The sequence below is a fragment of the Pseudomonas sp. WS 5010 genome, assembly GCF_012985565.1.
Classification (GTDB): Bacteria; Pseudomonadota; Gammaproteobacteria; order Pseudomonadales; family Pseudomonadaceae; genus Aquipseudomonas.
Genome location: NZ_JAAQWQ010000002.1, coordinates 462,759 through 487,556, shown reverse-complemented (window position 1 = coordinate 487,556; position 24,798 = coordinate 462,759). Strand labels below are relative to the sequence as shown.

Sequence of the window (24,798 nt, the reverse complement as noted above, 5' to 3'; positions counted from 1 at the left end):
CGCGGTTGACTTTCGCTGAGGGCGCCAGGCTCTCGGCTGACCAACACATGGGAGAGAACAATGATCAGTGCCGCTTCGGGAATTCAGGGACAGCGTTTCAGTCAGCCGGTCGATGGGCCAACCGCCTTGGTTGACCTGCCCGGCGCAGTGCGGCCGGTCTCGTCTCAAAACCCCAATCGCAAGAAAGTGCTGTTTGTGACCTCGGAGCTGGCCGACCTGGTGAAAACCGGTGGCCTGGGCGATGTATCCGCTGCCCTGCCCCGTGCCATGGCCCACCTGCACGATGTGCGGGTGCTGATTCCGGGCTACCGCCAGGTGCTGGACAGCGACAACCCGATCCACATCATCGGCGAGTTGGGCGGGCATGCCGCGCTGCCGCCGTGCAAGATCGGGCGCATGGACCTCAAGGACGGCCTGGTCATCTATGTACTGATCTGCCCCGAACTGTACGAGCGTGAAGGCACGCCCTATGGCGCCAACAATGGTCGCGACTGGCCCGACAACCACATCCGCTTCGCCCGCCTGGGCCTGGCCGCCGCCGATATTGCCGCCAACCTTGCGCAAATCCATTGGTGCCCGGACCTGGTGCACGCCCATGACTGGCCAGCCGGCCTGGCCCCGGCGTACATGCACTGGCGTGGGTCACGCACCCCTACGCTGTTTACCATCCATAACCTGGCCTACCAGGGTGTGGTCAGCCTGGCCTCGTGCCCGGAACTGGGGATTCCCGAACATGCCTTGCAACAAGAAGGCATGGAATTCTACGGCAAGATGTCGTTTCTCAAGGCCGGCATGGCGTATTCCAGTCACATCACCACGGTCAGCGCCACCTATGCCCGGGAAATCACCACGCCCGAGTTCGGCTGCGGCCTGGATGGCTTTCTCGCCAGCAAGACCCAGCAAGGTCTGCTCAGTGGTATCCCCAACGGCATCGATGAAAGCTGGGAATCGTCCACCGACCCGCACCTGGATCACCCATTCAATATCGGCGACTGGCAAGGCAAGGCGGTCAACGCCAGCCATGTGCGCAAGCTGTTTGGCCTGGACGAGTCCACCGGCCCCCTGTTTGCCGTGGTCTCGCGCCTGGTGTACCAGAAAGGCCTGGACCTGACCGAAGCCGTCGCCGGGTTTATCGTGGAAAACGGCGGGCAAATTGCCATTATCGGCCGTGGCGAGCCGGAAGAAGAACAGGCCATGCGCGCCCTGGCCCTGCGATTCCCCGGCCGCATCGGTGTGCGCATCGGCTTCAACGAAACCGACGCGCGCCGCATGTTTGCCGGCAGCGACTTCTTGTTGATGCCCTCGCGCTACGAGCCCTGCGGCTTGAGCCAGATGTACGCCCAGCGGTTCGGCTCGCTGCCGGTGGCGCGCAATACCGGTGGCCTGGCAGACACTATTGAAGACGGCGTGACCGGCTTTCTGTTCGACGAATCCACCGTACAAAGCTACGAAGCCGCCCTCGCCCGTGCCTTCAAGGTGTTTGCCTTCCCAGGCCTGCTCAACGCCATGCGCTGCCGGGCCATGGCCGCGCCGTTCAACTGGTGCCAGGCGGTGGAACCCTATGCCGAACTTTACGAGCAACTGGTAGCGAAAGCGCTGGGAAAATCAGGGAAAGTATAAAGAGGTCAGGATAGATGCCGTTACGGACTCTGGAAACATGGCCCCACGGCGCGATCATGCAGGATGCGCAACACACCCGCTTCGCCCTGTGGGCACCTGACGCGTTCTATGTCAGCGTTGAGCTGCATGACGGACAGTCGCTGCCCATGCAGCCCCAGGCAGAGGGCTGGTTTGTCGCCTACGTGCGCTGTGGGGCGGGCACCCGCTACCACTACAACATCGATGGCAAGCTGGATGTGCCGGACCCGGCCTCGCGCCTCCAATACGCAGGTGTGCAGGGTGACAGCGTGGTGGTCGATCCCCTGGCCTACCCCTGGCGCCACGGCACCTGGCAAGGCCGGCCCTGGCATGAAGCGGTGATCTACGAGCTGCATGTGGGGATACTCGGGGGCTACGCCGCAGTGGAGCAGCACTTGCCGCGCCTGGCGAAACTGGGCGTCACCGCCATCGAACTGATGCCCTTGGCGCAGTATCCCGGCGAGCGCAATTGGGGTTACGACGGGGTCCTGCCCTACGCACCGCAAGCGTCCCTGGGCACGCCGGAGCAGTTGAAACAGCTGGTCGACAGTGCCCACGAGCATGGCCTGGCGGTGATCCTCGATGTGGTCTACAACCACTTCGGCCCCGACGGCAATTACCTGGGCCAGTACGCCAAGGGCTTTTTCCACGAAGACACCCACACCCCCTGGGGCGCCGGGATCGACTTTGGCCGCCGCGAAGTGCGCGACTTCTTTATCGACAACGCCCTGATGTGGCTCCTCGAATACCGCTTCGATGGCCTGCGCCTGGATGCGGTGCATGCCATCAACGACCCCTCGTTCCTAAAGGAGCTGGCCCAACGGGTGCGTGAGCAGGTCGACCCGGCGCGCCATGTGTGGCTGGTCCTGGAAAACGAATTCAATCAGGCCAGCCTGTTGCAGCAAGGCTTCGATGCGCAATGGAACGATGACGGGCATAACGCCTTGCATGTGCTGTTGACCGGCGAGACCGACGCCTACTACGCCGATTTTGCCGACGACCCCACCGCCAAGCTGGCCCGCTGCCTGGGCGAAGGGTTTATCTACCAAGGCCAGACCACGCGCCACGGTACCCGACGCGGCGAGCCCAGCGGGCATTTGCCCCCCAGTGCCTTTGTGCTGTTTTTGCAGAATCACGACCAGATCGGCAACCGTGCGCTCGGCGAGCGCCTGCACCAGTTGTGTTCGCCCCAGGCGTTGCAGGCAGCGACCGTGCTGCTATTGATGTCGCCGATGATCCCGCTGTTGTTCATGGGGGATGAAGTCAACGCCGAGCAGCCCTTCCTGTTCTTTACCGACCATCACGGCGAGCTGGCCGAGGCGGTGCGCGAAGGCCGGCGCAACGAATTTGCTGATTTTGCCGCCTTCAGTGATCCCCAGCGCCGCGCGCAGATTCCCGACCCCAACGCGCTACAGACTTTCGAACGCTCCATACCCCGGTTTACCCAGGCACCTGCTGCGCTATACCGGCAACTGCTGGGCCTGCGCCAGCAGCATATCGTGCCGCACCTGCCCGGCAGCACCGCCCTCGGCGCCCAGGTCCTGGGCCAGGGCGCGGTGTCTGCACGCTGGCGCCTGGGCAATGGCAGCGTATTGCAGATCGACCTCAACCTGGGGCCGGCCACCCTGCAGCCCCCGGCCGCTATCGGCCAACTGTTCAGCACCAGCAACGACCCCGCGTTACTCACGCCCTTCTCTGCCCGCGTCAGCTTGGCGCCGGGTGACACCTCATCATCTGTTGGAGAGCACTCTTGAGCGAAGCGCAATTGGAAATACTCGCCAGCCGTGCGGGCCTGGCGGTGGACTGGATCGACGCCAACGGCCGGCCGCAACATGTCAGCGCCGACGCGCTGCGTGCCGTGCTCCATGGCCTTGGCCACCCCGCCGACACCGACGCCGCCATCGCCGCCAGCCTGCAAGAGCTGGAGCGCGTGCAGCAGGATCGGCACCTGGCGCCGCTGTTGACCGTGGACGTGGGCGCAGGCCTGGACCTGGCCGCCTACTTTGCTCCGGGTACGCCGTGCCAGGCTCATCTGGAGGACGGCAGTACCCGGGACCTTGCGCTGGATGCCCAGGCCACGCTGCCTGGCGTGTTGCCCGTGGGCTATCACCGGGTGCAGATCGCCGATCAATCCTTCACCCTAGCCGTGGCCCCTGAACGTTGTTTCACTGTCGCCGAGGCGGTGGACAGCCAGCCTGCCCGCGCCTGGGGCCTGAGTGCCCAGTTGTATGCCCTGCGCCGCAGTGGCGACGGTGGGTTTGGCGACACCCAGGCCCTGGAACAACTGGCTCGCGCTGCCGCTGAGCGGGGTGTCGACGCCCTGGCGATCAGCCCGCTGCATGCCATGTTCAGTGCCGATACCGAGCGCTATAGCCCTTATTCGCCGTCCAGCCGCCTGTTTCTCAATAGCCTGTATGCGTCCCCCGGTTGCATCCTCGGCGAACGCGCCGTGCACAGCGCCATCGAGGCCACGGGACTGGCCGACGAGCTGCACGAACTGGAACAACAAAGCCTGATCGACTGGCCCGCCGCCGCCAAGGCCAAGCAACGCCTGCTGCGCGCCCTGTACGAGGACTTTCGCCAGGGCGAGCACCCGCAGCAGGCGGACTTTCTCAGTTTTCGCGAGGCCGGTGGCGAGGCCCTGGAAAACCACTGCCGCTTCGAAGCCTTGCAGGCCGCGCGCGCCGCCAACGGTGAAAGCCTCGACTGGCGCCAGTGGCCCGAGGACTGGCGCGACCCCGCCAGCGCTGCGCTGGCGCAATTCGCCGCCGAACAGGGCGAAGCGATCGGTTTCTATGCCTTCAACCAATGGCTGATCGCCCGCTGCCTGGCGCGCGCCCAACAGGCCGCCCGCGGCAGTGGCATGGGCATCGGCCTGATTGCCGACCTGGCCGTGGGTGCCGATGGCGCCGGCAGCCAGGCCTGGAGCCGTCAGGATGAGCTGCTGGCCGACCTGACCGTGGGCGCGCCACCGGATATCCTCAACCGTGCCGGCCAGGGCTGGGGCATCTCCGCGTTTTCTCCTGAAGGCCTGAAGCGCAACGGCTTTCGCGCATTTATCGAAATGCTGCGGGCCAACTTCGCCCATGCCGGCGGCCTGCGGATCGACCATGTGATGGGCCTGCAACGGCTGTGGGTCATCCCCCGGGATGCTTCACCCAAACAAGGCGCGTACCTGTATTACCCGGTAGACGACCTGCTGCGCCTGCTGGCCTTGGAGTCCAGCCGCCACCAGGCGATTGTGCTGGGCGAAGACCTGGGCACGGTGCCCGAGGGCCTGCGGGAAAAACTCAGCGCCCGTGCCATGCTCGGCATGCGCGTGCTGTTGTTCGAGCAGGACCATGGCGGGCGCTTCACGCCGATCCTCGACTGGCCGGACAACGCCCTGGCTACCACCAGCACTCACGACCTGCCGACACTCAATGGTTGGTGGCACAGCCGCGATATCGACTGGAATGTGCAACTGGGGCTGATCGACGTGCCCACGGTGGAGCAATGGAGCGAGCACCGCCAGCGCGAGCGCGAGTCACTGCGCCAGGCCTTGGTGCAAGACCCGCAGAACTTTCGCGATGAGCTGCGCAACGAAACTGACCACATACTCGATGCCAGCGTGCGCTACCTCGGTCACACCCGTGCGCCCCTGGTACTGCTGCCCCTGGAGGATGCCCTGGGCGTCGAGGAACAGGCCAACCTGCCCGGCACCATCGACACCCACCCCAACTGGCGCCGACGCCTGCCGGGGGACGCCGCGCAGCTGCTCGACGATGAAAACGCCGCGCGCCGCCTGGAGTTGCTGGCGGTGGCGCGCAATCAGGCCCTGGAGCGTGACCGATGAGCGCCGTCTTGCTCCGGGCTACCCAACGCCTGCAATTTCACAAGGGTTTTACCCTGGATGATGCGGTGCCGCTGGTGCCGTATTTCGCCAGCCTGGGCATCAGCCACCTGTACGCTTCGCCCCTGCTCAAGGCCCGCGCCGGCTCGATGCATGGCTACGATGTGGTCGACCCGACCACCGTCAACCCGGAACTGGGCGGCGAACCCGCCTTGCGTCGCCTGGTAGCGGCCCTGCGCGTGCACGGCATGGGCCTGATTCTGGACATCGTGTCCAACCACATGGCCGTCGGCGGCAGCGACAACCCCTGGTGGCTGGACCTGCTGGAATGGGGGCGCCTGAGCCCCTACAGCGAATTCTTCGACATCCAGTGGCATTCACCGGACCCGCTGCTCAAGGGCCAACTGCTGATGCCCTTCCTTGGCAGCGACTACGGCGAAGCCTTGCAAAGTGGCAACCTGCCCCTGCGGTTTGACCCGGCCCAGGGCAGCTTTTTTGTCGAGCACTACGAACACCGCTTCCCGATCTGCCCCAGTGACTACGGCGATATCCTGCGCGCCCATGCCCCGCTCAAAGCGCTGGCCGACCGTTTCAGCGCCCTGGCCTATCAGGCCGATGCCTGGCCCCTGGCGGGCGAGCTTAAACAGCAACTGGCACAACAGGCCCGCGACCCACTGACCCTGGCAGCCATCGAGCATGCCCTGCAATGGTTCGACGGGCGCCAGCGCGCAGGTTTTTTGCGCCTGCATCAACTGCTGGAACAGCAAGCCTATCGCCTGGCCAGTTGGCGCACGGCGGCGGATGACATCAACTGGCGGCGCTTTTTCGACGTCAACGAGCTCGGTGGCCTGCGGGTGGAACGGACCACTGTATTCGAGGCCACCCACAGCAAGATTTTCCAGCTGATCAGCGAAGGCCTGGTGGATGGCCTGCGCATCGACCATATCGACGGCCTGGCCGATCCACGGGGCTACTGCCGCAAGTTGCGGCGGCGCGTGGATGGGTTGTCGCCGACCCGGCACTTGCCGATTTTTGTCGAGAAGATCCTCGGCGCCGGCGAAACCCTGCGCGAAGACTGGCGGGTCGATGGCACCACCGGCTATGAGTTCATGAACCAGGTGTCGCTGATGCAGCATGATCCCCAGGGATTCGAGGCCTTGGCCCAGCTCTGGAGCGAGGCTACCGAGCGGCCTTCGGCGTTTATCGAGGAAGCCTGGCTGGCCCGGCAACAAATCCTCAACGGCTCCCTCGCCGGGGATTTTGAAAGCGTGGCCCAGGCCCTGCTGCAAGTGGCCCGCGCGGATGTGATGAGTCGCGACCTGACCCTGGGTGCAATCCGCCGCGCCTTGCAGGAACTGGTCGTGCATTTCCCGGTGTACCGCACCTATATCAGCGCAGGTGGCCGTAGCGCCGCGGACGAGCGCGTGTTCCAACAGGCCCTGGCCGGCGCCCGTGGGACCTTGAGCGAAGCTGACTGGCCGGTGCTCGACTACCTGCAACAGTGGCTCGGCGGGCAACCCTGGCGCGAGCGCCCGGTGGGGCAACCGCGCAAGATCCTCAAGCACGCCTGCGTGCGCTTCCAGCAACTGACCTCGCCGGCAGCCGCCAAGGCGGTGGAAGACACGGCCTTCTACCGCTCGGCAGTGTTGCTCTCACGCAATGACGTGGGCTTCAGTACCGAACAGTTCAGCGCGCCCCTGGCCGACTTCCATGCCGCCAACCAGCAGCGCCTGCACACCTTCCCCGATAACCTGCTGGCCACCGCCACCCACGATCACAAGCGCGGCGAAGACAGCCGCGCGCGCCTGGCGGTGCTCAGCGAGTGCGCACCGTGGTATGCCGAGCAGGTGCAGCAGTGGCGCCGGCTGGCGGCGCCCCTGCGCGACGATCCGGCCATCCCCTCGGCCGGTGATGAGCTGATCCTGTATCAGGTGCTGCTGGGCAGTTGGCCCCTGGACCTGGGCATTGAGAACACCGGCAACTATCAGCAGCGCCTCTGGCAGTGGCAACAAAAGGCCCTGCGCGAAGCCAAGCTGCACAGCAGTTGGAGCGCCCCCAACGATGTTTATGAGCAAGGTGTCGAAGCCTTCCTCAGCCGCTTGCTGCTCGACCCCGCCGGTCTGACCTTGCGCACGGCGATCCACGCGGCAGCCGAGGCCATCGCCCCTGCCGGCGCGTTGAACGGGCTGGCGCAATCCTTGCTGCGCAACACCGTGCCAGGCGTGCCAGACCTGTACCAGGGCGACGAATTCTGGGACTTGAGCCTGGTGGACCCGGACAACCGTCGGGCGGTGGATTTCAGTGCCCGGCAACAGGCACTGGCGGCAACACCCGATGCCTTGCTTGAGCACTGGCGTGACGGCCACCTCAAGCAGGCGTTGATTGCCCAGGTCTTGAACCTGCGCAAGGCCCACCCGCTGCTGTTTGCCAGGGGGCGCTATGTACCGCTGCAAGTGCTGGGCCGGCATGCCCAACGGGTTGTCGCCTTCAGCCGTGAGTACCAGGGGCAATGGCTGTTGGTGGTGGTACCGCGCTGGACCCACGCCCTGCTTGAAAACAGCGCCCAGCCCTGGGTGGATGCGCAGGTTTGGGGCGATACCCGGATCACATTACCGTTCGACGCCACGCTGCGAAATTGGAAGGGACTTTTGCAAACAGGCGCAGTCACACCCAACAAGGAGCTACTGATCAGCGCTGCCCTGGGGGATCTCCCGGTGAATGTCTTTATCCATTCTGACGATCAAGAAAGCTGAAATTTTCTGTGAGGAGCATTGCGATGAGCACCGAAGACAAGCGCGTTCGTGAATTCGCGTATCAGATCTGGGAGTCCGAAGGTAAGCCCGAAGGCCAGGAAGCCCGCCATTGGGAAATGGCCCGCAAGTTGGCTGAAGCCGAGGCTCTGACGCCTAGTAAACCCAAGGCCGGCGCCAAGGCCAAGGCCAAGCCGCCAGCGGAAAAACCCGCCGCCGCGAAAAAGCCTCGAGCCCCACGCAAACCCGCCGGCTGACCCCACCTGTAGGAGCCGGCTTGCCGGCGATAGGTCTCCATCAAGCACCACCCGAGACGCTATCCCCGGCCACCCGGCTGCTACAAAAAATGCTCGATTATTGATCTGACCTGATGTCAGCACGGCCCCGTTCGGCCCGGAAAAACTTTGCAGGAGCAACACCATGAGCAAGACACCCGATACCGAGCCATCGCGGATTCGTGAAGGGCTGCCCTTCCCCCTTGGCGCGACCTGGGACGGTCTGGGGGTCAATTTCGCACTGTTCTCGGCCAACGCCACCAAGGTCGAGCTGTGCCTGTTCGACGATACCGGTGAAGTCGAGCTGGAGCGTATCGAACTGCCGGAGTACACCGACGAGACATTCCACGGCTACTTGCCCGACGCCCACCCGGGGCTGATTTATGGCTACCGCGTATATGGTGCCTACGACCCGGCCAATGGCCATCGCTTCAACCACCATAAATTGCTGATCGACCCCTATGCCAAGCAGTTGGTGGGCGAACTCAAGTGGTCCGAAGCGCTGTTTGGCTACACCATCGGCCACCCGGATGCCGACCTGAGTTTCGATGAACGCGACAGCGCGCCCTTCGTGCCCAAATGCAAAGTTATCGACCCGGCCCATACTTGGGGCAACGACCAGCCGGTACGCACGCCGTGGGACCGCACGATCATCTACGAAACCCATCTGCGCGGTATCAGCATGCGCCATCCGTCCGTGCCCGAGGCGGTGCGCGGCACCTGCGCCGGGTTGATGGTCGACGATGTGCTCAAGCACATCCGCCAACTGGGTGTGTCATCGGTGGAACTGCTGCCGATCCACGCCTTCGTCAATGACCAGCACCTGCTGCAAAAAGGCATGACCAACTACTGGGGCTACAACAGCATCGCCTTCTTTGCCCCCGACCCGCGCTACCTGGCCAGCGGCAAGATCGCCGAGTTCAAGGAAATGGTCGCGCACCTGCACGAAGCCAAGCTGGAGGTGATCCTCGATGTGGTCTACAACCACACCGCCGAAGGCAACGAGCAAGGCCCGACCCTGTCGATGCGCGGCATCGACAATGCCTCCTACTACCGGTTGATGCCCGATGACAAACGCTTCTATATCAACGATTCCGGCACCGGCAATACCCTGGACCTGAGCCACCCTTGCGTACTGCAAATGGTCACCGACTCCTTGCGCTACTGGGCCACGGAGATGCATGTAGATGGTTTCCGCTTTGACCTGGCGACCATTCTGGGGCGTTATCACGATGGTTTTGATGAGCGTCACAGCTTCCTTGTCGCCTGCCGCCAGGACCCGGTGCTGCGCCAGGTAAAAATGATCGCCGAGCCTTGGGATGTGGGCCCAGGCGGTTATCAGGTGGGCAACTTCCCGCCTGGCTGGGTGGAATGGAATGACCGTTTCCGCGACACCGTGCGCGCCTTCTGGAAAGGCGATGACGGACAGTTGGCTGACTTTGCCGGGCGCATGACCGCTTCCGGCGAGATGTTCAACCAGCGCGGGCGCCGGCCCTACAGCTCGGTGAATTTCATCACCGCCCATGACGGTTTCACCCTGCACGACCTGGTGTCCTACAACGACAAGCACAACGAGGCCAATGACGAGAACAATCAGGACGGCAGCAATAACAACCTGTCGTGGAACCACGGCGTCGAAGGCCCGACCGAAGACCCCGAGATCAACGCGCTGCGCCTGCGCCAGATGCGCAACTTCTTCGCCACCCTGTTGCTGGCCCAGGGCACGCCAATGCTGGTGGCCGGGGATGAGTTCGCCCGCACCCAGCACGGCAACAACAATGCCTACTGCCAGGACAGCGAAATCGGCTGGGTCAACTGGGAGCTGGATGAAGATGGCAAATCCCTGCTCAAGTTCGTCAAGCGCCTGATCAAGCTGCGCCTGGCCTACCCTATCCTGCGGCGCGGGCGCTTCCTGGTGGGTGACTACAACGAAGACATCGGGGTCAAGGACGTGACCTGGCTGGCTCCTGACGGCAACGAAATGACCATCGAACAATGGGAAGACAGCCAGGGCCGCTGCCTGGGCATGTTGATGGATGGGCGCGCCCAGGAAACCGGGATCCGCCGGCCCGGGTCCGACGCTACCTTGTTGCTGGTGGTGAATGCGCACCACGACCTGGTGAATTTCCGCTTGCCCCAGGTACCGGATGGCGGCTTCTGGACCTGCATGGTCGACACCAACCAACCGGCCGTACGCGGCCAGGAACGTTTCGATTTTGACCACGAATATGCGGTGACCGGGCGCTCGTTGCTGCTATTTGAACTGCAACATGAGCAAGAGGTGTGAAATGGCTCTACACGGGTTTTTGCAACGCAATCCCCAGGGACTGGCCGACACCCAAGGCCTTGGCCAGACCCTGAGGGCCCTGGTGGATGCGGGCCTCGACCAACTGCCGCGCCCCGGTAGCGGGCAGACGCTGCTGCGCTTCAGCGAACTGGCCCAGGTGGCCGGCCACGACCTGAGCCTGTGCAAGCTGTTTGAAGGGCACACCGATGCACTGGCGATCATGGCCGAGCTCGACAGCCCGGCCCCACCTGCCGGTAGCACCTGGGGCATGTGGGCCGCCGAGCCGCCGACGGCACGGGTGCAGGTTCGGCGTGAGGGCTCGCAGTGGCTGCTGCATGGGCGCAAGGCCTGGTGCTCCGGGGCGGCGGTGGTCAGCCACGGGTTGTTGACTGCCTGGGATGAACAGGCGCGCCAGCAGTTGGTTGCAGTGTCGATGGACCAGCCGGGTGTCCAGGTGACCGGTGAAGGCTGGCAAGCCGTGGGCATGGGCGCGTGCGCCAGTGTCGAAGTGCGGTTCGAGAATGCCGTGGCGCTGGCCGTGGGCGAGCCAGGGGATTACCTGCAACGCCCAGGGTTCTGGCAAGGAGGGGTTGGCATCGCCGCCTGCTGGTACGGCGCGGCGCAGCGCTTGGCCGAGGCCCTGCGCGAACACTGTGACCGTCGTGCAGAACCCCATGCCCTGGCCCATCTGGGTGCGGTGGACATGGCCTTGTTCGCCGCCGCCACGGTGCTGCGCAGCGCTGCGCGGCAGATCGACGAGCAACCCCAGGCCAACGCCCAGTTGCTGGCGCGCCGGACGCGGGCAGTGATTGAAGCGGCGGCCAACGAAGTCATCCATCACGTCGGCAGGGCCATGGGAGCCGGGCCCTATTGCCAGGACCGGCACTTCGCGCAATTGATCGCAGACCTGCCGGTGTACTTGCGCCAAAGCCATGCCGAGCGGGACCTGGCAGCGCTCGGCGAGCAACTGTCGAGCGCAGCTGGCGGGACATGGCAACTATGAAAGCCAACCCGATTGTCGGCCAAGGCACGCCCCTGCGCGCCTGGCAAGGCTCTGCCCGTGTCGCCGGCCTGCCTTTGATCAGCGTGGCGCAACTGGTGCCTGAAGGTTGCCGCGCGGTGATCATCGCGCCCCATCCGGATGATGAAGTACTGGGCTGCGGCGGTTTGTTACAAGGCTTGGCGGCGTTGGGCCGCGAGTTGCTGCTGGTTTCAGTCACGGACGGTTGCGCCAGCCATCCGGGCTCAACCCGTTGGCCAAGGCAACGCCTGCGCGAGGTTCGTCCCCGTGAGTCGGCCGAGGCCCTGCAGCGCCTGGGTTGGCCGCAGCAACGCCTGAGCTGGTTGCGCGGCGGTTTTTCCGACAGCCAGGTGCAGGCGCGCGAACCTGCGCTGACGGCGTTTATCCAGCAGCACCTGCAACCCGAAGACGTGGTGTTCACCACCTGGCGCGAAGACGGCCATTGCGACCACGAAGCGGTTGGCCGCGCCAGTGCCCAGGCGGCCCGGGCAGTCGGCGCGCGCCTGATCGAGCTACCGGTGTGGACCTGGCACTGGGCAACCCCCGAGGACCCACGGGTACCCTGGCACCGCGCGCACAAGATTGCCCTGGCACCCGCGGCCGTGGCCCGCAAGCGCCACGCCCTGCACGCGTTCACCAGCCAACTGGAAGGCGACCCGCAGGTCGACCTGCCGCCCGTCTTGCCGCCCCATGTGCTGGAGCGGCTGTTGCAACCTTTTGAAGTGGTGTTTCTATGAGTGTGGCCACGGCTTACTTCGACCAGCTGTTTGTCGACAACGACGACCCCTGGGCCTTCCGCCAGCGCTGGTACGAGCAGCGCAAGCGCGCCTTGACCCTGGCGCTGCTGACCCGGCCGCGCTACGCCTCGATTTTCGAACCCGGCTGCGCCAATGGCGAATTGAGCGCCGAACTGGCAACGCGCTGTGAGCGCCTGCTGTGCTGCGACACCGCTACGGCGGCGGTAGCCCTCGCGCAAGCGCGCCTGCAGGAGTTTGCCCACGCCCAGGTCGAGCGGCTGCGCTTGCCTGCACAGTGGCCGCAAGGCTCGTTCGAACTGATCGTCCTCAGCGAGTGGTGCTACTACCTTGATCATGACGATTTGTGCGTGCTGATCGATCAGGCCCTGGGCGCACTCAGCCCGGATGGCCAGGTCCTGGCCTGCCACTGGCGAGCGCCCATCGACGGTTGCCCGCAAACCGCCGAACAGGTCCACCAACTGCTGCACCAACGCCTGGGCATGTCGCGCGTGGCGCAGGTGGCTGACAGTGATTTCCTACTCGACCTGTGGTCTCGCGAAAGCGCCTCGGTCGCCCATCTTGAGGGGCTGCGATGATCGGCATTCTGATTCCGGTGCATAACGAAGAGGCGCTGCTGGCCGAGTGCCTGAAAGCCGCGATGATCGCCGCCAGCCATCCGGGACTGCTCGGTGAGCAGGTACAGATACTGGTGGTGCTCGACAGTTGTACCGATGGCAGCGCCGCCATTGCCGAGGCGTTCGGGGTACACAGCCTGAGCGTTGCGGCACGCAATGTCGGCCAGGTGCGTGGAATCGGTGCGCGGCATCTGTTGAACCAGGGCGCGCGCTGGATTTCCTGCACCGATGCCGACAGCCGCGTGGCGGGCGATTGGCTGGTGGCGCAACTGGCCCTGGGGGTGGATGCAGTCTGTGGCACGGTCACGGTGGATGCCTGGAGCGACGGTTTCGACGAGGCGGCGCAGATCCGCTACCACCAGGCCTATCAGGCCAGTGACGGGCACCGGCACATTCATGGGGCCAACCTCGGCGTCAGCGCCGGCGCCTACGTGCGCGCTGGCGGGTTTGAGCCCCTGGCCTGCCATGAGGACGTGCAACTGGTGCGCCAACTGGAGCGTTGCGGCGCAACCATAGCTTGGAGCCATGCCCCACAAGTCATCACCAGCGCCCGCTTGGACTGCCGCGCACAGGGAGGCTTTGGCGACTATTTGAAAGGCTTGATGTTGCCATCTTGAAAAACTTACAACTTTGCCCGGCGAAATCCGGGTGATGAACAATACTCAAGCACGGCAATCTTAGGATTCGGAATGCCAGCGTGCCGCACCGGCCATGAGGCCGGCGCGACAAAAAGGAGAGTCGACCCGGCCACGGGGCACGACCTGCATTACCAGGACAAGGACGTAACATTGATCAATCCCGCCACTTTGAACGACGTTCGCCGCACGCCGGCGCAAATCTGGAACAGCGCGCCGCAATTGGCGCAAATCCCCACCATCAGCCCTTCCCTACTGGTGCCTCCTGGCTCGCGAGTGGTGGTGGTGGCGCCGCATCCGGGTGACGAAGTGCTGGCCTGTGGCGGTTTGCTGCAACTGCTCAGCGCCCTCGACTATCCCTTGAAACTGATCTCGATCACCGACGGCAGCGCCAGCCATCCGGGCTCCAACCAGTGGTCGGCACAGCGCTTGAGCGTGTTCCGGCCCCAGGAGAGTGTCGAGGCCCTGCGCCGCCTCGGCTTGCCCATGCATAGCCTGAAGTGGATTCGCGGGGGCTTTTGCGACAACGCCCTGGCGGGCCGCGAACAGCTCTTGAGCCAATTTATCGCCCGCTACCTGCAACCCGGTGACGTCGTATTCACCACCTGGCGCAATGATGGCAATGACGACCACGATGCCGTCGGCCGTGCCACCGCCATCGCCTGCGCGCTGACCGGCGCGCGCCTGCTGGAGCTGCCGATCTGGGCCTGGCACTGGCCCGCCCGCGAAGCCGGGCGCATGCCCTGGCAGTGCGCGCGCAAGATACGCCTCGACACCTGGAGCGTGGCGCGCAAACGCCACGCGGCCCATGCCTACGCCAGCCAGTTGCTCGGCGACCCTTTGATCGGCCTGGCGCCGATGCTGCCCCCGGTGCTGCTGGAGCGCATGCGCGTACCCTACGAGATTGTGTTTCTGTAATGCCTTGGAGCACCACGCCACACGGCGTTACGCAGTCCTATTGAAACACCTGCGCCTCGCCATCGACGGTGGCGCGGATCCAGCGTGGCTCCATGGGGTCGCTCCACACCGAGCGCGGCGGCGTGCCCCCGTCGCTGATCAGGATGCGCCGGCCCGACTGGCTCCACTCCTGCATCCGCGCCTTGAATTGGGCCGGATAGTCCGCGGCCTTGCAGGAGATGCCGGCCCACGGGTCGACCACCCACGCCTCGTCCCATTCCGGCCCCGTGAAGCCTTTGCTGCGCGGCTGGCCGGGCGGCCCGCCGACCACGGCGAATGTATGCCCCTTGACCTGGGCGATCCGCGCATTGCCGCCACTGGCGTTGATCGTATCCACCGCCACCTTGGCCATCTGGTCGCAATTGCCGGCACCGGTCTTGAGGACCATTTGCGAATAGTTGGGCGCCCCAGTGCGGGTGTAGAGCCAGCCCACCATCTCCGTGGCTGTCTGGCTGCGAACGACCTCTGCGGGAAGGCCGGGAACCTGTTGATTGGCCGACCTTATGCCCGTGGCCTGGAACTGCTCCTCAACCGCTTTGCTGCCGCCCTGTGCATATAAATGGTTCTGCTGTTCGGTCGGCAACAGGGCGAAGTCCGCCGGTTTGTTGATCGGCGAGAGCCGCACCGGTTTTGCCGCAACCACCACATGCCCAGGGTTGCTCCCGGCGGCATACACCCCCATCAAGACTTCACGCTGCTTTTCGGGGGGAAGTGCGCGCAGGACCTTGACCAAGTGGTCGATTTCCGCAGGCGACATGGGCTCATCCGCGACAATTTTCTTGATCAGGGTCTCAAGGCTGGGCAGTACCACTAGCGGGTTATCCGGCAGTCCCTGCGCCACAAAGCTGTAGACATCCTTGTAGTGGTCGTACCGGCGGATGAACTCCAGGTCCAGTGGGCCACTGCGGGTCAGGCGATGAAAGTCCAGCTTGCCGGTGCCGTCCAGCGGCGCGAAGAAATACACCCCGGTATCGCCCTCGACCATCACGTATTGCTGGCCAGCATGGTCGATCTTGAGCCCTCTGACGACGCGCTGATCGTTGCTCAAATCGCTGATGGCATCCATTTTGATCACCAGCGTTTCCTGATTGAGCGCCCGGGGCACGCCGAAGTCGTCGTAACCAAAGTCCGGCTCATTGACCACGGTGCCAGAGGTACGGTTTTTGTAGGTGACAGGCTGGGTGCTGGCCATCGGCAGCAGTTCCTGGTTGCCTGCTTCGTTGACGCGGTAGCGACGGTGTTCGTGAATCACCGTGCGTGGCCCTTTCACCGGGCCCGCGCCAGGAATCAGGCGGCGATGCTCCAGGGCCTGGGCGTCCTGAAATATCGGAGTGCCGCCAGGTTCGATTTGCTTGGTGTAGCACAGGTCACCCAGATCGCGCTTGAAACGCCGGCCCCCGACACCACAGGTCAATACGAAGCCTTCAAATGGCTCGGTATCGCTGGGGCCGCCCAGTTTGATCAGGCTCTCGGGGTTTTTCGGGCGATAACGATAGACGTCATCACCGACCACCACATCGCTGTGCGTGCGCCGATGCAGGACGCGGGCCTGGTCACTGGTGATGCCTTCGGCCACCCGTACAGTCTGGCCTGGCGCCAGGGGCCTGGCGGTCAGGGGGATTTGCTGGGTGATGTCGTAACGGCCTCTGCCAGGCAGTTCAAGGGCGGCCGATTGTCTGAATTTCGCAATGCCGGCCTGGACCTCCTTGAGTTGGAGGCTCCCGTGCTTCATCAGACGGTTCCCGACGCTGTTCAGCGCGGGCATCACCGGGTCCAGGGGGTTGAGATTGCGCGCCACGGAAACCGCGAACTTCTTCACCAGGGGCGCAAATTTTGGCAGCAGTGCGCGCACGCCGATCTTGCCGGCCTGGGACAGCAGGCGCACCGAGCCTGCTGCCAGCTTGCCCGCCGGGCTGGCGAAGGTCAGTAGCCCATCGACCACCAGCTCCATGATGCCCTGCTTGGTGTTGCCGTTGACCAGGTTCTCAATACCACTCCAGAACGGAATAACCATTTGGCCGACGCCTTTGACCCGCTCCCAGAATGCTTCATCGTTTTTATGCGCTGCGCTTTCCCGGGCGGGGTCCGACGCGGCCCATTGCTTGAGCGTGTCCTCATCGACATAAAACAGATCCGTGGTAATGGCCTTGGCAATGGCGACCGAACGCTCGGAGTCAAAGGTGCGCGGCACCAAACTTTTGGATGGGTTTCCCGTCGCGGCGAAGTGCGCAAGCTGTTGCGGCACCACGATCGAAAAACTCTTGGGTCTAGGCCCCTTGCCTGCCGTGTAGGCGGCCCACTGCTGCTTGAACTCGGCCCGGCTGTCGGGGCGGGTATTGCGCACCACCAACTCTTCGCTAGGCACGCCGTCTGCGGCGTGCTCAACAGAGATGAAGTCCTTGCCATAGCTTTTGTCCGCAGGATTGTAGGCCTCCAGGATCGGCTGCAAGTCGTCGCGGCGCCGGGCGATGCCCTTGAGCGGATTGATTTCGTAGTAGTTTGTCTGGCCGTCATGCACGGCCTTGAGAATAAACGCCGGGCGTGTCACGGCGGCCCGTTTCTCTTCATCCGTCTCATGGCCGGGGCCGGGCTTTGTGCGCAGGGCAAACACGGTGACGTCACCCTGCTCAAGCGCTGTGCGATCCTTTATGGGCAACTGGGTCAGTTGGCTGCGGATAAGTTGTGAATAGGCAACCTTGGTGTCGGCCAGGTATTGGTCAAACTTGCCCTGGAACTGATCTTCGTCATACACAGGGTATTGATAGCGGATGTCCGAGGGGGTGATTTTCTCACCGCTCATGTGCCGGTACAGGGCAAAAATCGGGCTGATCATGCTCAGCAGTTCGGTACGCGAGGTACCCTTCTCCATGCGCTCGAAATAATCCTTGCGCATCGGCACATCGGCTGCCATTTGCTGGGTTGCCGCGACCACCCGATCAAGATGGGCATCAAACGCCGTGACCGCCTTGTTGATGTCCTCCTGCAAATAGCTGTCTTTGTGCGCGATTACCCCCTGCACCACCGCCCAATCCAGGGTCGCCGGGATACGGGTCGATGTGATAAGCGCCCACTGGGCGTCGGTGGTGGCTTGTTCGCTGAACTTGCCCGGCAGGTCAACCAGCTCCTGGAAGCCCATGCTGCGCGACGAACCGGGCCGGATCGCCTCCGCCAAACTGACGCCGTGCTGGAAATTCACCCACACTGCCGATCCCTGATACGCAAGGTCGGCGGGCACATCACGTACGGAAAAATCGGCCGGGAACCGGGCGCGCAGAACGTAGGCCGCCAGATGCGCCTGGTCGGCGGACAACTGCCTGGAGTCGACCAGGTGCTGGCGAAATTGCGTCTTGATCGCCGGATAGCTTTGGTTCGCCAGGTCACGTGAAGCCAGATCAAAACCGGCAATATGCCCAGGTTTGCGCCCGTGCAATGGGTCCAGGCTCAAGGTCAGGGCCTTCACCAGCAACTTGACCTTTACCTGGGGAGCAATCACCCCATCGAGGGGAAACGGCGCGCCGCCCAGGTGCCTCAACAACTGTTCAAGCAGCGCCTTGGCCTGGGGGGATTTGAGTATTAGCTCGAGCACGGCGGCCGGCGTGCCCTGGGCTTTGGCCAGGGCCTGTGGCGAGAGGCCCTCGGTCAACAGGCTGAGCAGGGGCTTTTTAGACGTGGCCTCCTGCTCGGCGACCCATGCCGCGATAGCGGGCTCAGTGCTCGGTTGCAGTAAACCGTCCACATCAGTGGCCCCATCATCCAGGCCCAGGGCCATTTCGCTGCGGGCATCTTGCGTGGCATCAAGCGCCGCCTGCACTTGCGCAGGCGTCTTCGGATCGGCCGGCACAACCCCATAGAACCTGAGCATGTTGTCCAGCCGATTGGTGCCTGGCTGGGTGGAGCCGTTGGGCGGGATCAACGGTGAATCTTTGTTGAGGAACAGGCTTTTATTCAGATCGCCGCCGGGGCCGTCCGATGTTTTGAGTTGGTGTAGCACCCGAGATATTTCGTCCAGATCCGCCAGTTTTCCGCGCAGTTGCGCCTGGTAAGAATCGGCTGCTTGCGTGGTCGGCTGCACTAGCGCCAGGCCGGAACTGGCCTGGGCGTTGGCCGGCTGCACGTGAGAAAGAGCGACAGCGGGAGGTGGGGCATTCAGGTGGACAGACGTCATGGCCTTTCGCCTCTGGCAAGGATACACAGACACCCTTGTGTGGAGCGCCTGTAAGAAGATGCTCCAGAGGATTGGTAACAACGTTCGTCAGATCATCCCAAGGAGCCGGCTGGCCGGCTCCTTGGGTTTCATTCCTGGCCCAGGATCAGCACCCCCAGTGGCGGTAGATTCAACGCCAGTGACACCGGCTGCCCATGGCGCGGCTCGTCCTGGGTAAAGACTTCACCGCCATTGCCGTAGTTGGAGCCGGAATAGGTGTCGGCATCACTGTTGATCAGCTCTTTCCAAGTGCCAGCAAAAGGCACGCCCACCGTGTACGCCTCGCGGGGCACCGGGGTGAAGTTGGCCACCACCAGCACCGCCTTGCCGTCCTTGCTCCAGCGCAGCCAGGCATAGACGCTGTTGATCGCGTCGTCGCCAATCAGCCACTGGAAGCCCTGGGGCGCGGCGTCCTGCTCGTGCAGCGCCGGCTCTTCGCGGTACAGGCGGTTGAGATCGCCCACCAGTTTTTGCACGCCGCGGTGCTCCGGGTATTGCAGCAGGTACCAGTCCAGTTGCTGGTCGTGGTTCCACTCGCGCCACTGGCCGAATTCACAGCCCATGAACAATAGCTTTTTGCCGGGGTGCATCCACATGAAGCTCAGGTAGGCCCGCAGGTTGGCGAATTTCTGCCAGCGGTCGCCGGGCATCTTGTCGATCAACGAGTGTTTGCCGTGCACCACTTCATCGTGGGAAATGGGCAGCACAAAACGTTCGGACCAGGCGTACACCAGGCCGAAACTCAGCTCATTGTGGTGATGGGCGCGGTACACCGGGTCTTGCTGGATGTAATGCAGCGAGTCGTGCATCCAGCCCATGTTCCATTTGTAGTTGAAGCCCAGGCCGCCCTGCTGGGTCGGCTGGCTGACGCCCGGCCAGGCCGTGGACTCCTCGGCGATCACCAGGGCGCCGGGGGCTTCCAGGGCCACCACGTCATTCAAATGCCGCAGGAAGTCGATGGCTTCGAGGTTCTCGCGCCCACCGTGGCGGTTGGGCACCCACTCGCCGGCCTTGCGTGAATAGTCGCGATACAGCATCGACGCCACCGCATCCACCCGCAGCCCATCGATATGGAAATGCTTGAGCCAGTGCAGCGCCGAGGCCAGCATAAAACCGTGGACTTCGGTGCGCCCCAGGTTGTAGATCAGCGTGTCCCAATCCTGGTGGAAACCTTCCAGCGGGTTGCCGTACTCGTACAGCGCAGTGCCGTCGAACTGGGCCAGGCCGTGGGTATCGGTGGGAAAATGCGCCGGCACCCAGTCGAGAATGATGCCGATGCCTGCCTGGTGGCAGGCGTTGACGAAGGCGCCAAACTCATCCGGTGAGCCGAAGCGCGCGCTGGGCGCAAATTGCGACAGCGGCTGGTAGCCCCACGAACCACCGAAGGGATGCTCCATGATCGGCATCAGTTCGATATGGGTAAACCCCAGTTGCTGCACATAGGGGATCAGCCGCTCGCCCAGCTCGCGCCAGCCGTATTGGCGTGACACTTCGCCCAATTCGTCGAGCTCGCACTGCCAGGAACCCACGTGCAGTTCATAGATCGACAACGGCGCACTGGGCGCCTGGCGTTCGCCACGGGTTCGCATCCAGGCTTCATCTGCCCAGTCCACTTGCAACGGCGCGGCGACTTTCGACGCCGTGTCGGGCGGCAACTGCGTGGCCAGGGCCATGGGGTCGGCCTTGAGCGGCAGGATGCCGCTGGCGCCGAGGATTTCGTATTTGTAGGCGGCGCCCGGATGCAGGCGCGGGATAAAGATCTCCCAGACCCCGGCGGGATGCCGCAGGCGCATCGGGTGGCGGCGCCCGTCCCAGATATTGAAGTCGCCGACCACCGAAACCCTGCGGGCATTGGGTGCCCACACGGCAAAACGCACGCCCTGGATACCCTCGACACTCATTACCTGGGCGCCCAGGCAACTGCTCAGGTCGCGGTGATTGCCCTCGGCAAACAGGTACAGGTCCATCTCGCCGAGCAACTGGCCGAAGCTGTAGGGGTCTTCGGTGATCTGCTCGCCGCCGGCCCATTGGATCTTCAGCAGGTAGCCCTGGCGCGTGGAGAAATGCCCGATAAACAAGCCAGGGACTGGGGTCGCGTCGAGGCTGCCGAGCACATCGCCGCTGTCGCGGGCCAGCACCAGGACGCTCAAGGCTTCCGGCAGGAATGCACGGATAACCTGGCCGCCCTGCTCATCGTCATGGGGGCCGAGGATCGCAAAAGGATCCGGATGTTCGGCACGCACCAGGGCTTCGATATCCTTGGGCGCAGGCATGACAGCGAACTTCGATTGCAGCGGTTCTTTATGTGTAAAGCTCATGGTTTCTCCCACCTTGACGTTCGCGCGCTTGGACTGAACGTCATTAATAACCTTGCAATAACCCGTGCAATCCGCGTAAGGGCACCGCCAACCAGGTCGGGCGGTTCTCTGCCTCGTAGGCCACTTCATACGCAGCCTTCTCCAGGCTGAACAGTGCCAGTGCCGCATCCGCCCCTTTGGCATCCTGCCAGCCATGCGCCAGTGTAGACGTAGCCTGTTGATACGCCTGGATAAATGCCTGGCGCGCTTCACTCAGGTAACGATCGGCGACACGCTGGCGTGCCGCATCGGCGTCGGCCGAGTGATCCAGCCCCTGCCCTTGCACATTCAGGGCCATGGCGCCGGCATAGTCGAACGAGCGCAGTACGCCGCTGACGTCCTTGTACGGGCTGTGCTTGCCCCGGCGCTCGTGCAGCGGCCGTGCAGGTTCGCCTTCGAAGTCGATCAGGTAGGCATCGCCCTTGACCACCAGCACCTGGCCCAGATGCAAATCACCATGGACCCGGATACGCAAGCCGCCCACCGTGGCTTTCGCCAGGTCCTGCACATGGCTGGCAATCGCCTTTTTTTGCCCCAGCAGTTGAGTGACCAACGCCTGGTCGGCGGGGTTCAATTGGGTTTGATGCTGTTTGAGCAACTGCAAGGCGCGTTCAATCTGCGCCCCCACCTGTTTGGCCCAGCCCTGGCTGTCCTTGACCGAGGTGACTTCAGGCTTGAAGTCCGGGTTGGCCGTTGGCGCGGCCAGCACCTGGTGCATTTCCCCCAGCCGCTGGCCGAGCAACCCGGCAAAATCTGCCAGTTCACCCAGGGCGTTGTAGTGTTGCTCCTGCTCGGAGATCGCTTCGGCCAGCTCGTCGCGGATCGCCCGCTCGAGGTTGTTCTGGGTCCAGGCCCAGGCGTCGCCCTGGTTACTGAGATAGCCCTGGGCAATCATCAACAGATTGTCCTCACCCGCCGCATCGCGCCGGATCACCGAGCCCAGCAATGGCGAGATATGCCTGTAGCCGGCGGCGGTCAGGTAGGCGCCCATTTCCAGTTCCGGGTGAACCCCGGCGCTGACTTTGCGGATCAACTTGAGCACCAGGCTTTCGCCGACCACCACCGAACTGTTGGACTGCTCGGCCGCCAGGTAACGCACTTGCAACTCATCGCCTACCGGCAACTCGGCCAAGTGCGGGGTGGGTTCGAAACGAATCTCGCCGTCGTTACTGCTGAGCACCGTTTGGGCGCGCAGGCCGTCGATGACGGCACGGATATAGCTGTCGAGGCTGAAGGCATCGGTGATCAGGCCCACCTGGCGCACCCGGCGCACCCGGGCCAGGGCCAGTTGTTGCGGCAAGGCACTGGTGAACTGGTCTTCGCCGAGCAAGCCGAATGGCAGTTGGTAACGGCTGGTCTGCCCGCCGCTGGTCACTTCAATCTCGCTGAGCAATACCGGATGCTGGGCATCGCCAAAGCGCACGCCATAGGCGATATGCACGCGGTCGATGGCCGAGTCTTTATTGGCAAACCAGCGCCGGTTGGGCAGCCAGCTGGGCAACGAGGTCTGCTCCAGGGTGGTGCGGCACGGCGTTTCGAGCAACTCTTCGAGGCGTTTTTTCAGGACCAGGGTTGTGAAGTCCGGCAGGCTCTGGGCCGGTTCCACATGCCAGCTGGGCATCTGGTTTTCGGTAGCCAGCACGAACCAGTAGAAGCCATAAGGAGGCAGGGTCAGGAGAAAATTCAGCTGGCCAATGGGCGGGAAGGCGTTGCCGCCGAGCATTTCCACCGGAACCATGCCGGCAAAGGCTGACAGGTCCAGCTCCGCCGCCTGGGCCGTGCGCGACACGTTGGCCACGCACAGGATGATTTCGTGCTTGCCATCGACGCCGGTGTATTCGCGGGTGTAGGCCAGGATCCGGCGGTTGCTCGGTGAGAGCATTTTCAGGCTGCCGCGCCCGAAGGCCTTGGACTGCTTGCGGATCGCCAGCATGCGGCGGGTCCAGTTCAGCAGCGAATGGGGGTCCTGGGCCTGGGTTTCGACGTTGACCGACTGGTAGCCGTAGAGCGGGTCCATGATCGGTGGCAGCACCAAGCTGGCCGGGTCGGCACGGGAAAACCCGCCGTTGCGGTCGATGGACCATTGCATCGGCGTACGCACGCCGTCGCGGTCGCCGAGGTAGATGTTGTCGCCCATGCCGATTTCATCACCGTAATACAGGGTCGGTGTGCCGGGCATCGACAGCAGCAGGCTGTTGAGCAGCTCGATGCGGCGCCGGTCGCGTTCCATCAGTGGCGCCAGGCGCCGGCGAATCCCCAGGTTGATGCGCGCGCGGCGGTCGGCGGCGTAGTAGTTCCACAGGTAGTCGCGCTCCTTGTCGGTGACCATTTCCAGGGTCAGCTCATCATGGTTGCGCAGGAAAATCGCCCATTGGCAGTTGGCGGGAATTTCCGGGGTCTGGCGCAGGATATCGGTGATCGGGAAGCGATCTTCCTGGGCCAGCGCCATGTACATGCGCGGCATCAGCGGGAAGTGGAAGGCCATGTGGCATTCATCGCCGTCGTCGCCCTTCTGGTCGCCAAAGTACAGCTGGGTATCTTCCGGCCATTGGTTGGCTTCGGCCAGCAGCATGCGGTCGGGGTAGTTGGCGTCGATCTCGGCACGGATCTGCTTGAGTACATCGTGGGTTTCGGGGAGGTTTTCGTTGTTGGTGCCGTCGCGCTCGATCAGGTAAGGAATCGCGTCCAGGCGCAGGCCGTCGATGCCCATGTCCAGCCAGTAGCGCATCACCGACAGCACGGCCTTCATGACTTGCGGGTTGTCGAAGTTGAGGTCCGGCTGGTGGGAATAGAAGCGGTGCCAGAAGTACTGGCCGGCGACCGGGTCCCAGGTCCAGTTGGACTTTTCGGTGTCGAGGAAAATGATGCGGGTGCCGTCGTATTTCTGCTCGTCGTCAGACCACACGTAGAAATCCCGCGCGCTGGAGCCAGGCTTGGCCTTGCGCGCGCGCTGGAACCACGGGTGCTGGTCGGAGGTGTGGTTGATCACCAGTTCCGTGATCACCCGCAGGCCGCGCTTGTGCGCCTCGGCGATAAAGCGCTTGGCGTCGGCCATGGTCCCGTAGTCGCTGTGCACGCCACGGTATTCGGCGATGTCATAGCCATCGTCACGGCGTGGCGAGGGATAGAACGGCAGCAGCCAGATGGTGTTCACGCCCAGGTCGGCGATGTAGTCGAGTTTGGCGATCAGCCCGGGGAAGTCACCGATGCCGTCGTTGTTGGAGTCGAAATAGGATTTGACGTGAACCTGGTAAATCACCGCGTCCTTGTACCAGAGCGGGTCTTTGATAAAGGTGGCAGCCTTGGGTTTCTTCGCCATTGGAAACTCCTGGAAAATTCAAAAAAATTGACAGACAGGACTTGGTCAATGTGGGAGTGGGCTTGCCCGCGATAGCGCTGGATCAGTTGATGGATACGTGACTGACACACTGCTATCGCGGGCAAGCCCGCTCCCACATTCGATCGCCGCC

Annotated in this window: 14 protein-coding genes; 11 read left to right on the top strand and 3 right to left on the bottom strand. The window is 63.6% G+C overall.

Going from position 1 to position 24,798, the window contains the following annotated elements:
• Window positions 1–60 precede the first annotated feature (60 nt).
• From glgA to HBO11_RS06880, 11 genes are all read left to right on the top strand, one after another.
• The gene (gene glgA / locus HBO11_RS06930; RefSeq protein ID WP_169951756.1) at window positions 61–1,620 is read left to right on the top strand and encodes a glycogen synthase GlgA; all 1,560 of its coding nucleotides are present in this window, start codon (window positions 61–63) and stop codon (window positions 1,618–1,620) included.
• Between the two features lie 14 nt (window positions 1,621–1,634).
• Window positions 1,635–3,392 carry a malto-oligosyltrehalose trehalohydrolase gene (treZ, locus tag HBO11_RS06925; protein WP_169951758.1) on the top strand — a complete coding sequence of 586 codons (1,758 nt, stop codon included), beginning with the start codon at window positions 1,635–1,637 and terminating at the stop codon, window positions 3,390–3,392.
• On the top strand, window positions 3,389–5,473 hold the full coding sequence (malQ, locus tag HBO11_RS06920; protein WP_169951760.1) for a 4-alpha-glucanotransferase: 2,085 nt from the start codon (window positions 3,389–3,391) through the stop codon (window positions 5,471–5,473). The genes treZ and malQ overlap by 4 nt, the downstream gene beginning before the upstream one ends.
• Window positions 5,470–8,223 (top strand): malto-oligosyltrehalose synthase, encoded by a 2,754-nt coding sequence (locus tag HBO11_RS06915; RefSeq protein WP_169951762.1) that lies wholly within the window; start codon window positions 5,470–5,472, stop codon window positions 8,221–8,223. The genes malQ and HBO11_RS06915 overlap by 4 nt, the downstream gene beginning before the upstream one ends.
• Before the next feature lie 23 nt (window positions 8,224–8,246).
• Window positions 8,247–8,477, top strand: coding sequence for a DUF2934 domain-containing protein (locus HBO11_RS06910; RefSeq protein ID WP_169951764.1), 231 nt, complete (start codon window positions 8,247–8,249; stop codon window positions 8,475–8,477).
• A 163-nt stretch (window positions 8,478–8,640) separates the two neighbouring features.
• Window positions 8,641–10,782: a glycogen debranching protein GlgX gene (gene glgX / locus HBO11_RS06905; RefSeq protein ID WP_169951766.1), complete on the top strand. Its 2,142-nt coding sequence runs from the start codon at window positions 8,641–8,643 to the stop codon at window positions 10,780–10,782.
• A gap of 1 nt (window position 10,783) precedes the next feature.
• Entirely contained in the window at window positions 10,784–11,785 is a 1,002-nt protein-coding gene (locus HBO11_RS06900) for an acyl-CoA dehydrogenase family protein (protein WP_169951768.1), read from the top strand.
• Entirely contained in the window at window positions 11,782–12,540 is a 759-nt protein-coding gene (locus HBO11_RS06895) for a PIG-L family deacetylase (protein WP_169951971.1), read from the top strand. The genes HBO11_RS06900 and HBO11_RS06895 overlap by 4 nt, the downstream gene beginning before the upstream one ends.
• Window positions 12,537–13,136, top strand: coding sequence for an SAM-dependent methyltransferase (locus HBO11_RS06890; RefSeq protein WP_169951770.1), 600 nt, complete (start codon window positions 12,537–12,539; stop codon window positions 13,134–13,136). The genes HBO11_RS06895 and HBO11_RS06890 overlap by 4 nt, the downstream gene beginning before the upstream one ends.
• Entirely contained in the window at window positions 13,133–13,792 is a 660-nt protein-coding gene (locus HBO11_RS06885; RefSeq protein ID WP_169951772.1) for a glycosyltransferase family A protein, read from the top strand. The genes HBO11_RS06890 and HBO11_RS06885 overlap by 4 nt, the downstream gene beginning before the upstream one ends.
• A gap of 174 nt (window positions 13,793–13,966) precedes the next feature.
• Window positions 13,967–14,728 (top strand): PIG-L family deacetylase, encoded by a 762-nt coding sequence (locus HBO11_RS06880; protein WP_169951973.1) that lies wholly within the window; start codon window positions 13,967–13,969, stop codon window positions 14,726–14,728.
• A gap of 37 nt (window positions 14,729–14,765) precedes the next feature.
• Here HBO11_RS06880 and HBO11_RS06875 read toward each other — a convergent pair whose 3' ends face one another.
• From HBO11_RS06875 to treS, 3 genes are all read right to left on the bottom strand, one after another.
• Entirely contained in the window at window positions 14,766–18,932 is a 4,167-nt protein-coding gene (locus tag HBO11_RS06875; protein ID WP_169951774.1) for a hypothetical protein, read from the bottom strand.
• Between the two features lie 128 nt (window positions 18,933–19,060).
• Window positions 19,061–21,289, bottom strand: coding sequence for a 1,4-alpha-glucan branching protein GlgB (gene glgB / locus HBO11_RS06870; RefSeq protein WP_169951776.1), 2,229 nt, complete (start codon window positions 21,287–21,289; stop codon window positions 19,061–19,063).
• 43 nt (window positions 21,290–21,332) lie between these two features.
• Window positions 21,333–24,647, bottom strand: coding sequence for a maltose alpha-D-glucosyltransferase (gene treS / locus HBO11_RS06865; RefSeq protein WP_169951778.1), 3,315 nt, complete (start codon window positions 24,645–24,647; stop codon window positions 21,333–21,335).
• Window positions 24,648–24,798: the final 151 nt, after the last annotated feature.